Annotated in this window: 13 protein-coding genes; 6 read left to right on the top strand and 7 right to left on the bottom strand. The window is 55.2% G+C overall.

Translation table 11 applies throughout. The features are described 5' to 3' along the window. A partial coding sequence (locus tag L1249_RS13565; protein ID WP_235253638.1) for a hypothetical protein occupies positions 1-198 on the top strand: 198 nt, incomplete at its 5' end. Positions 199-226: 28 nt separating this feature from the next. Here L1249_RS13565 and L1249_RS13570 read toward each other — a convergent pair. From L1249_RS13570 to L1249_RS13585, 4 genes are all read right to left on the bottom strand, one after another. Next, a complete protein-coding gene (locus L1249_RS13570; protein ID WP_137094448.1) occupies positions 227-2032 on the bottom strand; it encodes an acyl-CoA dehydrogenase C-terminal domain-containing protein in 1806 nt (601 codons plus the stop codon). A 227-nt stretch (positions 2033-2259) separates the two neighbouring features. Beyond that, positions 2260-3027: an SDR family NAD(P)-dependent oxidoreductase gene (locus L1249_RS13575; protein WP_228168994.1), complete on the bottom strand. Its 768-nt coding sequence runs from the start codon at positions 3025-3027 to the stop codon at positions 2260-2262. 17 nt (positions 3028-3044) lie between these two features. Next, positions 3045-4715 carry an AMP-binding protein gene (locus L1249_RS13580; RefSeq protein WP_228168995.1) on the bottom strand — a complete coding sequence of 557 codons (1671 nt, stop codon included), beginning with the start codon at positions 4713-4715 and terminating at the stop codon, positions 3045-3047. Between the two features lie 193 nt (positions 4716-4908). Then, a complete protein-coding gene (locus tag L1249_RS13585; protein WP_062373313.1) occupies positions 4909-5472 on the bottom strand; it encodes a TetR/AcrR family transcriptional regulator in 564 nt (187 codons plus the stop codon). Between the two features lie 127 nt (positions 5473-5599). Here L1249_RS13585 and L1249_RS13590 point away from each other — a divergent pair, with 127 nt between their 5' ends. Then, positions 5600-6787 (top strand): acetyl-CoA C-acyltransferase, encoded by a 1188-nt coding sequence (locus L1249_RS13590; protein WP_172514352.1) that lies wholly within the window; start codon positions 5600-5602, stop codon positions 6785-6787. A gap of 118 nt (positions 6788-6905) precedes the next feature. On the opposite strand, the gene L1249_RS13595 is transcribed toward L1249_RS13590, so the two are convergent. Both L1249_RS13595 and L1249_RS13600 read right to left on the bottom strand, forming a co-directional pair. Further along, positions 6906-8528: a methyl-accepting chemotaxis protein gene (locus L1249_RS13595; RefSeq protein ID WP_044630101.1), complete on the bottom strand. Its 1623-nt coding sequence runs from the start codon at positions 8526-8528 to the stop codon at positions 6906-6908. Between the two features lie 26 nt (positions 8529-8554). After that, the gene (locus L1249_RS13600; protein WP_044630102.1) at positions 8555-8965 is read right to left on the bottom strand and encodes an arsenate reductase ArsC; all 411 of its coding nucleotides are present in this window, start codon (positions 8963-8965) and stop codon (positions 8555-8557) included. Positions 8966-9112: 147 nt separating this feature from the next. On the opposite strand from L1249_RS13600, the gene arsH reads away from it, so the two are divergent. The 4 genes from arsH (at position 9113) to L1249_RS13620 (ending at position 11911) form a co-directional block, all read left to right on the top strand. Then, positions 9113-9832 carry an arsenical resistance protein ArsH gene (arsH, locus tag L1249_RS13605; protein WP_054641343.1) on the top strand — a complete coding sequence of 240 codons (720 nt, stop codon included), beginning with the start codon at positions 9113-9115 and terminating at the stop codon, positions 9830-9832. 13 nt (positions 9833-9845) lie between these two features. Continuing rightward, positions 9846-10913 carry an ACR3 family arsenite efflux transporter gene (arsB, locus tag L1249_RS13610; RefSeq protein WP_044630104.1) on the top strand — a complete coding sequence of 356 codons (1068 nt, stop codon included), beginning with the start codon at positions 9846-9848 and terminating at the stop codon, positions 10911-10913. A gap of 276 nt (positions 10914-11189) precedes the next feature. Beyond that, positions 11190-11597, top strand: coding sequence for an arsenate reductase (glutaredoxin) (gene arsC, locus L1249_RS13615; RefSeq protein ID WP_044630106.1), 408 nt, complete (start codon positions 11190-11192; stop codon positions 11595-11597). A gap of 17 nt (positions 11598-11614) precedes the next feature. Beyond that, positions 11615-11911, top strand: a complete 297-nt coding sequence (locus L1249_RS13620; protein WP_044630107.1) for a CC/Se motif family (seleno)protein — start codon at positions 11615-11617, stop codon at positions 11909-11911. Positions 11912-11949: 38 nt separating this feature from the next. Here the strand turns inward: L1249_RS13620 and arsJ are convergent, their stop codons facing one another. Further along, the gene (gene arsJ / locus L1249_RS13625) at positions 11950-13116 is read right to left on the bottom strand and encodes an organoarsenical effux MFS transporter ArsJ (protein WP_266100052.1); all 1167 of its coding nucleotides are present in this window, start codon (positions 13114-13116) and stop codon (positions 11950-11952) included. Between the last annotated feature and the right edge of the window lie 18 nt (positions 13117-13134).

Below are 13134 nucleotides of genomic sequence, written 5' to 3' on the forward strand. Positions count from 1 at the left end.
AAACGACAACAAGACGGCTCTAACTTCCTGACAAACCAGAGGTTTTTCAACCTCATTCACCGCTGGCAACGCTGGGCGTCCCCGGCAGCGGATGCGTACTTTACGGATTCGCGGCCGGGTTGGCAAGAGGGTTTTGAAAAAAAAGCGGCAGACGATGCCAAAGGCAAGTCTGCCGCAAACCACCGATCAGTACCCTGACCAGAGAGTGCCTGGTAAACGCCTAGACTTAAATCTCAAAGCCCAAGCCAAAATCTTCGCTCGAGATGGCCATTAAGCTGCCCGCTCCCGCCTGAATCATTGCCGCGTGCGCTTTGGTACGCGGTAACAAGCGCTGGTAATAGAACCGTGCGGTATTCAACTTTGTCTTATAGAACGCGGCATCATCACCGTCCTGGGAGGCAGCCGCCTGCTTGGCAGCACGTGCGAACAGGTAAGCAACCGTCACGTAGCCTGAGTACATCAAGTAATCGACGCTGGCAGCCCCCACCTCTTCACGGTCCTGCATCGCTTTCATACCGATGCCCATGGTGAGCTCGCCCCACTCAGCGTTCAGCTTAGCCAGCGGCTCAATAAATTCTTTCAATGCGGAGTTATCCGCTTCTGCTTTGCAGAACTTGTGAATCTCTTTGGTGAATACTTTCAGCGACTCACCTTGACTCATCAGTACTTTGCGCCCCAGCAGATCAAGCGCTTGAATACCGGTCGTACCTTCATAGAGGCGTGTGATGCGCGCATCGCGTACCAGTTGCTCCATGCCCCACTCTTTAATAAAGCCGTGGCCACCAAAAATCTGCACGCCTTCATTGGTACACTCGAAGCCCACTTCCGTCAGAAACGCTTTCACGATGGGCGTCAGTAGGCCGAGGAGAGTCTCGGCACGCTCTTTCTCTGCCCCCGGCGCGCCGTGCTCAACAATATCGAGCATTTGAGCGGTATACAGCACCAGCATGCGGCCGCCTTCGGCAAAGGCTTTTTGTGTCAGCAGCATACGGCGTACATCAGGGTGCACAATAATAGGGTCAGCGACTTTATCCGGCGCTTGTACGCCAGACAGCCCACGCATCTGTAAGCGGTCACGGGCATAACTTAGCGAGTTTTGGAAGCTAGCCTCCATCAACCCTAAGCCTTGGATACCCACGCCTAAGCGAGCCGCGTTCATCATAGTGAACATGCAGGCCAGGCCCTTATTCGGCGCGCCAACTAGATAGCCCGTTGCGCCATCAAAGTTCATGACGCAGGTAGCGTTACCATGGATACCCATTTTGTGCTCAAGCGAACCACAGCTGACGCCATTGCGCTCGCCAGGGTTACCCGCAGCGTCCGGCAAAAATTTAGGCACAACGAATAGCGAAATACCTTTAGATCCTTCAGGAGCATCTGGAAGTTTGGCCAGCACGAGATGGACGATGTTCTCAGCGAGATTGTGTTCACCGGCCGAGATAAAGATTTTGGTACCCGTAATGCGATAAGCACCATCTTCAGCGGGCACTGCACGGGTTTTGATCAAACCCAGGTCAGTACCGCAGTGTGGCTCCGTCAAGCACATGGTGCCAGTCCAAACACCTTCTACCAGTTTGGTGAGGTATGTCGCCTTCTGCTCGTCGGTACCGTGATGACGCAGCGCGTCCGCCGCACCATGCGACAAGCCTGGGTACATACCCCACGCTAAGTTAGTAGCGCAGATCATTTCAGAGAGCATCATCGCCAATGAGTGCGGAAGGCCCTGACCACCTTGCTCAGGATCTGCCGCCAAGCTCGGCCAACCGCCTTCAACATACTGCTGATAGGCTTTTTTAAACCCTTTAGGAGCTTTCACCTCGCCCCCTTCCAGCAAACAACCCTCCTCATCACCGCTTTGATTGAGAGGTAGCAGCACCTCACGAGCAAAGCGACCACCCTCTTCCAAAATTGCACTCACGACATCTGGCGAAGCATCTTCACCATTGGGTAATGCGGCGTAGTGGCTTGGGTAATCAAACATTTCGTCCATCACGAAACGTATGTCACGCAGAGGGGCTTGATAGCTGGGCATGTCACTTCTCCTAAACAGGGGGCCGAAAGGGCTGGGCTTCACCAACGTCTTTCAAACACATGTTTGAAAACTAGCGCGCTCACACAATCCAGTCAAGCAGTCGTTTGAATTAAGCTAAAAAACCGACTACGACTTTGGTCGCCACAAATACAAGCACCTGTTTTAAATACAAAAAAGCCTGCTCAAAATATGAGCAGGCTGACCAAGAGTGGTATGCTTAAAGCGGCTTACTGCATGCGTATTCCACCGTCCAGACGAATCACCTCTCCATTAAGCATGGAGTTGGTAATGATTTGCTCTGCTAACAGCGCAAACTCTTCAGGTTTCCCCAAACGCTTGGGGAAAGGCACTGCAGCAGCTAATGCTTGGGCGGCCTCATCAGGAATCTCGCTCATCATTGGCGTCTCAAACACTCCAGGGGCAATGGCCATAACGCGAATGGCATGTCGGGACAGCTCTCTCGCCGCTGGCAGGCTCATTCCCACGACCCCCGCCTTAGAGGCGCTATAGGCACACTGCCCCACCTGCCCATCGAACGCCGCAATAGACGCTGTGTTGATAATCACACCACGCTCACCGCTATCACCGGGCGGGTTTTTAGCCATCGCAGCGGCCGCTAGCCGCATCACATTAAAAGTGCCAACTAAGTTGATATTGACCGTGCGTGCATAGCTGTCAAGGTCGGCAGGATTGCCTTCTCGATCCACTAACTTGGCGACGCTCACCACACCCGCACAGTGAACCACCCCAGAAAGCCCACTTTCGCCACCCAACGCCACCGCCGTATTCACCGCCTGCTGCACATCAGCGGCAGAGGTGATATCAGCGACACAGGCTTTAGCCTGAGCACCCAGCTGTTCTGCTAGATTCAACACCCGATCACTCATATCGCACAGCACTACATTGGCACCAGCGTTTACCAGCCGTTCTGCCGTGGCCGCACCAAGACCTGAGGCAGCGCCAGTAATCAAAAACGTACGGTCCTTTACCTGCATAGCACTCTTCCTATGAATTATGAGTTATCGCGCACTTGCTCTGCCGCTTGGGCACGCAGCTTAAAGCGCTGAATCTTGCCGCTGGGGGTTTTAGGTAGCTCATCGACAAACTCAATCACCCTGGGGAAAGCGTGGGTAGAGAGCCGTTCGCGCACCTGCTGGCGAATCTCTTCTGCCAGGGCATCGCTGGGTTCGAAGCCGTCGCGCAACACGATGTAAGATTTAATCACTTCGCCACGAATCTCGTCTGGCTGCCCCACCGCCGCGGATTCCGCCACCGCTGGATGTGTCATCACGCTATTTTCAACGTCTGTCGGGCCCACCCGATAACCTGCAGTAGTGATGATGTCATCGTCGCGGCCTGCGAACTGGAACGAGCCATCCTCATTACGAATCACCACATCGCCGGTCAGGTAGTAACCGTTAACGAAGGGGTCTTTCTCCTGCCAGGTATAGCCTTGGAAAAAGTGAGCGGGTGAGTTCTTGATATCCACCGCCAATACACCGGGCTCACCGGGTGGCAGCTCGTTATATTCCGCATCAAGAATGGCCAGTCGGTAGCCCGGCATAGGAACGCCCATGGCACCTACATGTTTGGGATGCTCAAGAGAGTGGTGGTTATTACAGGTCATCCCGGTTTCCGTTTGGCCGTAATGATCCATCACCGGGCAACCCAACGATTTTTCTACCCAAGTAACGACCTCCGTATTCAGCGGCTCCCCAGCAGAGCTGGCTGCTCTCAGCGTTAAGGTTTGATGGGCGTCATCAAATAAGCCTGACGCTTTCATCAAACGGTATGCCGTAGGTGCCGCTGCAAAATTGGTGATGCGATGGCGCTTCATAAATGCCAGCGCCCCCTCTGCACTAAAACCGGCCTCACAAAAATGCGTGGTAACGCCCAACAGCAGCGGCCCTGCAATCGCATAATAAAGTCCGTAGGCCCAGCCAGGGTCCGCCATATTCCAGAAGCGGTCATCTTCACGAAGGTCAACCGCCAGCTCCATATAGAGCGCAAATGCGGTCATACCCGATAACGGCACGGCGACCCCTTTGGGCTTACCCACCGTGCCGGAAGTAAACATCTGAAGAAACGGCTTATCCGGCGAAAGCCGGGGCGGTGCTTCACTCGTTGACGTACACGTCAATGCGATCTGCCAATCGAGGTCGTTGGCATGCTCACTGGTTGCACCGCCCACGGCTAAAACGGGCGGACACTGGCTCAACCCATCAAACTTGTAGCGATTGGCATGATCGGTAATAACCAACTTGGTATCGGCACGGCTAAGACGGTAATCCACGGCGTCCGGCCCAAAGGCAGTAAACAGCGGCTGGTAGACGGCCCCAATGCGCCACGTTGCCAGCACGGTGATCAGCAAATTAACAGAACGAGGCAGCATGCAGGCAATCCGGTCGCCTTCACCGAACCCTTGGCTTTTGAACCAGCCCGCCAATTGGCCGCTCTGCTGATCAAGTTCGGAATAGGTCAGCGTATAGGTTTGGCCCTGGGTATCTTCATGTACTAGCGCCAATACATCACCACGCCCTTGGCGCACATGCCGTCCACAACAGGCGTCAAAGGCGTTTAAATATCCATCCTGATGGTCGTCAAGTTTGGCGATAACGCTATCAACCGAAAAGCTTTCAAAAAAAGTCGAATACGGGGGAAGTGACGTGGCTGTTGCTGTCATGACGGCTCTCTTATGTTGTTGGTCGTGAGCACTCGGGCAGGCAGGATTCAACGTAGTGCTGGCATTATTGTGCGTTTACGTTAACGGAAACCTACCGATAGACCAACGCTAAAAGCATTTACCCAAGAGCGCAAGCCACAAGCGCGGCCATGAGGTTAGACGTTGGTCGATTGGGAAGAGACAGCGCCAAGCATTAGCGCGACAGGATCATTGCCACCAGCTCATCAGCAAGGTCGTCTGGGGTGCGCGGGCCATTGGGGTCATACCAACGAACGGTCCAGTTCAACGCGCCTAAAATAAAGCGGGAAACGAGGAAGCGGTCGCCATGAATCAACCCTTCCGCCAGAGCATCATCAATCACCTCAACCCACATCGCCTCATAAGCATCGCGTAGGTGGCTAAGGTGGGCGCTGGCAGCGGGGTCTAACCGTCGCCATTCAAACAGCGCCACCACGTGAGCATTACGATCTGCAAACAGCGTTTCCAGGTGCGCCCTTGCCATGGCATGCAGCCGAGCTTCTGCACTGTCGGGGCAAGATTGCAACGCGGCTTTTGCGATGCCTAGTGCGTTCTGAGTGCCCTCCTCAATCACTGCTGCCAGAATTTCCTGCTTATCTTTGAAGTGGTGAAACAGGCTGCCGGACTTGATGCCCATTTCCTGGGCCAACATGCGCACCGTGGTGCGATCAAAGCCCTCTTGGACGAATAGCTGAGCTGCTAAGCGCGTCAATTCCTTGCGGCGAGGAGATGCATTCATTACATTCATGTCATTTACACTAGCGCTTGCTTGGTTACTTAGGAGAAGACCACAGCCCCGCGAATGGGTCAACGCATCGCTAATCGCTCAGCCAGATAATCACAAAAAATCTATCAGGAGATAGACAATGAGTAGCGCTACCGACGTCGTCTTTTTATCCGCCGCCCGCACCCCAATGGGCGGTATGATGGGCAGCCTTTCCAGCATGAGCGCCCCCGAACTTGCCGCAGTTGCCATCCGTGCCGCTATTGAACGCGCAGGTATCGACGCTGCCGCTGTTGAAGAGGGCATCATGGGCTGCGTTTTGCCTGCTGGCGTTAAACAGGGCCCCGCACGCCAGGCGATGCGCCAAGCAGGCATTCCCGATGCCAACGGTGCCACCACCATCAATAAACTCTGCGGGTCAGGCATGAAAGCCACCATGCTCGCACATGATTTGATCAAGGCCGGTAGCGGAGAGATTTTATTAGCAGGCGGCATGGAGTCTATGTCGAATGCGCCTCATGTACTCACTAAGGCACGCGGCGGCTATCGACTGGGCCACGGCGAGCTCAAAGATCATATGTTCCTAGATGGCCTTGAAGATGCCGAAACCGGCAAACTGATGGGCGCCTTTGCGCAGGATGTAGCTACAGAGCGCGGCTATACCCGCGAGCGGCTGGATGACTTCGCCATTGCTTCCCTGGAACGAGCGATGGCTGCCACCAACAATGGCGATTTAGATGCCGAAATGGCCCCTGTCACGGTCACCACGCGCCAGGGCGACACCGTTGTTTCTCACGATGAGCAGCCCTTCCAAGCCAAGCTGGATAAAATCCGCCAGCTGCGTCCTGCATTTGCTAAAGATGGCACCATCACAGCAGCTAACTCTAGCTCCATCTCCGATGGTGCATCAGCGCTCATCTTAGCAAGCCACGAAGCCGCACAGCGCCATGGTGTTAAACCGCTGGCAAAAATGCTGGGACACGCCACCCACTCACGTCATCCCAGCGAATTTACCATTGCCCCTGTAGGCGCGATTGAAAAGCTGATGAAAAAGCTTGGCTGGGGAGTCAACGACGTCGATCTGTTTGAGATCAATGAAGCCTTCGCCGTCGTAACCCTCATGGCCATGGACGACCTGGGCTTACCCCATGAGAAGGTGAACGTGTTTGGCGGTGCTTGCGCTCAAGGTCACCCCATTGGCTCCACCGGCTCACGTATTATCGCCACGCTAATTCATGCCCTGCGCACGAAAGGCGGCAAACGTGGTATTGCCAGCCTTTGCATTGGCGGCGGTGAAGCCACCGCCGTTGCCGTTGAGCTCATGGATTAAACACTCACCGCAGCATCACACAGTACAGTGCCCATCCGCGTCTTGGCAGCCACTATGCCAAGGCGCGCATATCGTCTTTATGATCGCGATTACTCAATTCAGCGCTGGCCATTGCCTGTCAATCCAACTGCTCCAGAGGCTGCTCCGCCTCTTCGTCATCATGTACGTCAGGTACTGGGGCCTCCTCAATAATACGGAACTGTCCCGCGTACTCACGCATCTGCAGCGCCTCTTGGGTTAACCCCTCGGCGCTTTGTGCCGTTTGGTTGACCAAGCGCATCGTATCTTGAGTCGTCGCGTCGATTTGCGTGACAGCAACGTTCACTTCTTCAATACCGCGACGCTGCTCTTCAGAGGCTTTGGCCATTTGCGCCATCAAGTGTTCTACCTGAGTCGCCGCTTGCATGATTGCCCGAGTGTGCTCGCCTGCCTGTTGAGAAAGTTCGCTACCCTGCTCAACGCTTTTACTCGAGGCCTCAATACGTGCACGAACATCGTGAGCAGCATCGGCACTGCGCGTTGCCAGCGCCCTAACTTCACTAGCCACTACAGCAAATCCGCGTCCATGCTCGCCAGCCCGCGCCGCCTCTACAGAGGCATTCAATGCCAAAATATTGGTTTGGAACGCAATGCTTTCGATCACCTTGATAATGCTTTGAATTTCTTCGGAGTGCTCGTTGATAGACTGCATGGTGGCAATAAACTGAGCGATCACTTCATCGCCCTGCTGCGCTTTGTGAGACACGTCGGTGGTAGAGCGATTTACATGCGCGGCGCTTTCTGCGTTTTGATTCACCGTCGCGGTGAGCTGCTCAAGGCTAGCAGCCATTTGCTGAAGCGCTGATACCTGAGAATCGGTTTGTCCAGCCAACTGCTGGCTTTGCGTCGCCATGGCTTGGCTGTCGCTATACACCTGCTGGCTGCTGTTATTGAGATGATTCACGGTGGTGGTTAATGAACGCTGCATATTCGCCAGCTCGCTAAACAGCTGGCCAATTTCATTATTGGCGTGCGCCTCTACCGGAGAGGATAAATCGCCCTTAGCAATACGTTTAAAGTGTTGAGTAATAACCCGCAGCGGCCGCAAAACGTTCCGACGTACGCCCCATACGACTAGGCCTACGACTAGCAGCGCCAGCACGACGACACCCACCACGCCCATGAAGAGCAGCGATGAAACGTTCTCGAAACGCTCAGACAAACCAGCGCCACGGGCCACTGAATAGCCGTAAAACGCTTCCGCGGTGTTAACGAACTGCTGACTGCTATCATCCACCCGAGATTCGCCAGAGAGAAAGCCACGCACATCGCGCTCTTCTAGCATCATCATCTGCAGGCTAAGGTTGTTATTTACCAGGGATTGAAAATTGCTCGCCAACTGGCCGACCAGCTCGGGCTGCTCCCCCTCCGGAAAGCTCGCTTGGAAAGCTTCAAAATGCGTGGCCGCCGATGCCAGCAACCGATCCGACTCTTCCAGAAGCGGCTCTGGACGATCAAACGAGGGAGTGCGAATCAGCTCAGCTGCCCGATTCATCTGTACCCTGGCACGCAACAGCTGTGTGTAAGCGCTATTTAGCTCACGCACCTGAGCCATGTCGCGTTGATGCATCGATGTAAAGGCATCGCGGCCAAACTGGTTGGCAAAAAGCCCTAAGCCACCAATGGCAAGCACAAGGCAAGTAAAAGTCACGAGTACCAGCGTCCAACTCGCCTTGACGCTTAAATTATTGATAAATTTCATGGTGCACCCTGTCGAGATAGAAATGATCAGCTTTTTTGCAGCGGTAGCCACAGCTGTAAACGGCGGCGGATCTCGAACAGCGCCTGCTCGTAAGCGTCCAACTTACTGATCAGACGAGGGTCACGGATGTCCCAGAATAAAATTTCGCCTGCTTTCCCTTGCCAATCGCGGCACGCCTGCTGAGCTTTGTCACACAGCACGATCACTACGTCGAACGCTTCGTTCTCGAACTGATCCAGCGACTTACTGTGCAGCCCCTCTGTCGAAAGACCCTGCTTTTTTAAGGCTTCAAGGGTTAGCGCATGAGGCTCGTCGGGTTCAGAGCCTGCACTGAAGGATTCGAAGCGATCACCGGCCATATGGCGAAGTAGCACTTCTCCCATGAGAGAGCGCGCAGAATTGGCATTACAGAGAAAGAGCACGCGACGCTTCGACATAATTCAACAACCTCTTATTTAATTTTACATCGCCACCATACGCCCAGATGATGACGGAGATATTGCAGCTCAAGCAGGCGGCTAGAAATATACGAAAAAACATATATCATGAAAGCCATCTATTGCTGCTTTCACCAAGGAGCCCCCATGGCCCTGCTTGCGGATTTACCCAATCTCGACCCTGAGCTCTTCCAAGCCCCTAGCCTCGAATCATTGGGGTTACCGCCCTCTTCGCGCCCTGCACCAAAGGTGCTGCTGCTGTACGGATCGCTACGCGAGCGCTCATTTAGTCGCTTGGCGGTTGAAGAGGCCGCCCGCCTGCTGAACGCGATGGGCGCTGAAACACACATTTTTAACCCGCGTGGCCTGCCGCTTCCTGATGCCGAAGATGCCAGCCACCCTAAGGTGGAAGAGCTGCGCTCCCTAGCACAGTGGGCAGATGGGATGGTGTGGTGCTCGCCAGAGCGTCACGGGGCGATGACAGGCATTATGAAAGCACAAATTGATTGGATACCCCTGGCTTTGGGCGGCGTACGCCCTACCCAAGGCAAAACCCTGGCCGTGATGCAGGTCTGCGGTGGTTCACAATCTTTTAACACGGTGAACCAGCTGCGCATTTTGGGCCGCTGGATGCGCATGGTGACGATCCCTAACCAATCGTCCGTGCCAAAAGCCTTTATGGAGTTCGATGACAACGACCGCATGAAGCCCTCGCCGTTTTATGATCGCATCGTGGATGTCATGGAAGAACTCGTAAAATTCACTCTACTGGTACGAGAGCGCAGCGACCTGCTCACCGACCGATACTCAGAGCGTAAAGAGAGCGCCGAAGAGCTCTCCAAGCGCGTTAACCAGCGGGCCATATAATCACGGAGCGAGCATGTCACATCAGGAGAAGGCAGCCCCCAGCAGTGCTGATATGGGGCTTTTTGAACGCTATCTGTCGCTTTGGGTCGCCGCTGCGATTGTGGCCGGTATTGCGCTAGGCCAGTGGGCTCCCGCCATTCCCGAGGCTCTTTCACGCTTTGAATACGCGCAGGTGTCGATCCCGATCGCCGTACTGATATGGGCGATGATTTTTCCCATGATGGCGCAAATTGACTTTAGCGCGATCGCTGGCGTGCGCCGCCAGCCAAAAGGGCTGGCCATCACCACCACGGTGAACTGGCTCATCAAACCCTTCACCATGTTTGCCCTGGCATGGCTATTTTTTATGGTGATTTTTAAACCTTGGATCCCTGATGCGCTGGCCAGCCAGTACCTTGCGGGGGCCATTTTGCTGGGTGCGGCGCCCTGCACCGCGATGGTTTTCGTCTGGAGCTACCTTACCCGTGGCGATGCGGCCTACACGCTGGTACAAGTCGCCCTCAACGACCTGATCATGCTGTTTGCCTTTGCGCCGATCGTGGTCTTTCTGCTGGGTATTTCCAATATTCAGGTACCCTGGGATACGGTGCTGCTGTCGGTAGTGCTCTACATCGTCATTCCCCTGGCGGCAGGTTACCTCACGCGGAAAACCCTTATCGCTAAGCGCGGTGCCCAGTGGTACGACAACGCCTTTATGAAGCGCATTGGACCTATCACGCCGATGGGGCTGATCATTACCCTGGTACTGCTTTTCGCGTTTCAGGGCGATGTCATTCTGAACAATCCGCTGCATATTGTGCTTATCGCCATTCCGCTAATTCTGCAGACGTTTTTGATCTTCTTCATTGCCTATGGCTGGGCGAAAGCGTGGCGCGTACCGCACCCTATTGCTGCGCCCGGGGCGATGATTGGTGCCAGCAACTTTTTTGAGCTTGCCGTGGCCGCCGCCATTGCGCTGTTTGGCCTGCAATCGGGCGCTGCTCTAGCAACGGTGGTGGGTGTACTGGTAGAGGTACCGCTGATGCTGGCCCTGGTGCGCATTGCCAATAACACGCGTCAGCACTTCCCTACTCATGCTTAAGGAGTCTGCTTGATGGCGCACTATTTGATTTTTCTCGGCTCAACCAGAACGTCAACGCCTCCCGCGCCTGCTCGCCTGGGCGAGCAGGTATCCAAAAGCCCTCGATAACGATGGACAATTCCGTGCAGAGCAAGAGCGCTGGGAAGGCTATTTTGGTCGGACGCTAGTGCAATTGATGTGGTGGGCAAACGCCGCCAAAGCGTATAAAGCCGAGCAAGACCCCACCCGCTTATCCCCTGCTATCAATCAAACTCCTAGTCAGCGTGACGCTCCTCCATGTCAGTAATCATTTATCACAACCCTAACTGCGGCACATCGCGCAATACCCTGGCCATGATCAAGGCATCAGGGGAGTCCCCTGAAGTGATCCTCTACCTTGAAACACCGCCTAGCCGAGAGCGCTTGGTAGAACTGCTGGCGATGATGAAGCTACCACCGCGAGAGCTGCTGCGCCGCAAAGGCACGCCTTACGATGAACTCACATTGGATGACCCGACGTTAAGCAATGATCAGCTTATCGACGCCATGATGGCACATCCAATCCTCATCAATCGCCCTATCGTTATCACACCCAAAGGCGCAAAACTCTGCCGACCTTCCGAACAGGTGTTGACGCTGCTGGACCGGCCGGTGGCGCACTTTGTGAAAGAGGATGGTGAGCATGTTGCCTATCCACCGACGTAAGGGGCGCTCAAGAAGCGATGGACCCGATCATTGAAATAGAAGAAAAAGCCGCCGCTTTTATCAAGCAACAAGGGGGCATGGTCACCGTACGGTTTTCACCCCGTCACGGCTGCTGCGGAGGCACGTCGCGCATCGCCATCGCCGAGACATCTGCCCCCAAAGAGACCTCAACGTTTGAATGCCACCAGCTGCAAGGAGCGACGCTCTGGATAGCCCCGGAGCTTACCCATCAGGGCTTACGACTCCGGGTGGAAGGGTGGTGGAAGCTGCAGCGGCTATTTGTCGATGGTGCCCCGCTACGCGCTGGGCACTAGGACACGCCCGCGCCGTGAATCGGCATGGTGCACATCGCTCACGCTGCCTGCTTAGGCAATGCAAGGGCCATCATAGAGCTTGCCGCCACCAAGGCAGCCGCCACCCAAAGGCAGGCACTCAGGCCGTATTCCATGTAGAGCCACCCGGAGAGCAGCGTGCCGACCAAGCGCCCCATGGCATTGGCCATATAGTAAAACCCGACGTCCATCGAGACGCCGTCAGCGCGGGCATAGTGAACGATCAGATAACTGTGCCAACTGGAGTTCACGGCAAACAGCACGCCAAACGCCAACAGGCCCACCACCAGCCAGCCCACCTGCGCCAAGGGAAGTAGCGCAAGCAGAATGGCCAGAACGGCCAGGGCGGCGGCCCAGCCAGCGGTGATGGTTCGCGCATCGCCTTTTAGCAGGGCTGTGAGTTTTGGTGCTTGGGTTTGTACGCCACCATAGCCGATGATCCAGGCCGCCAATAGGCCACCTACGGTCCAGTGGCTCCAGCCGTGTTGATCATAAAGAAAGACCGGCAGCGCCACGACAAACCACACATCACGAGAAGCAAACAGACAAAACCGCGCGGCCGAGAGCACGTTGATGGCGCGGGATTTTGAAAAGATCTCATAGAACTTGGGTTTGACTTTTTGCTTGCCTAAATCTGCTTTGAGGCGCCAGAGCGATAGTAGCAGCACAGCACCCAGCATGATGGCCATGGCAATGACCGCCCCACGAAAGCCAATCAGCGTGAGCAGCACACCGCCAACGAAAAAGCCTAGGCCTTTCAGGGCATTTTTAGAGCCGGTCAACATAGCGACCCAGCGGTATAAGGCGCTGTTGGCATTGGCACTCGTGGCCGGCACCAGCACCTTCACGGCGCTTTTAGCGCTCATTTTATTGAGGTCTTTGGCAATGCCCGACAGCGCCTGGGCGGCCATGACCCACACAACGGTCAGCATACCAGCAGGGACCATTAGCATGGCGAGCGCCACAATTTGCAGCCCTAGCCCCACATTCATAGTGCGGTTCAAGCCCAGTCTCGCCCCTAGCCAGCCGCCCACCAAGTTCGTTACCACGCCAAACGCTTCATAGAACAGAAACAGCATGGCGATTTGCAGCGGCGAGTAGCCGAGCTGGTGGAAATACATTACCACCAGCATCCGCAGCGCGCCGTCGGTAATGGTGAACGCCCAGTAGTTGCCGGTAATCAGCATGTACTGGCGCACCTCGAA

Source organism: Halomonas sp. Cn5-12, from assembly GCF_021532545.1.
Taxonomy (GTDB): domain Bacteria; phylum Pseudomonadota; class Gammaproteobacteria; order Pseudomonadales; family Halomonadaceae; genus Vreelandella; species Vreelandella aquamarina.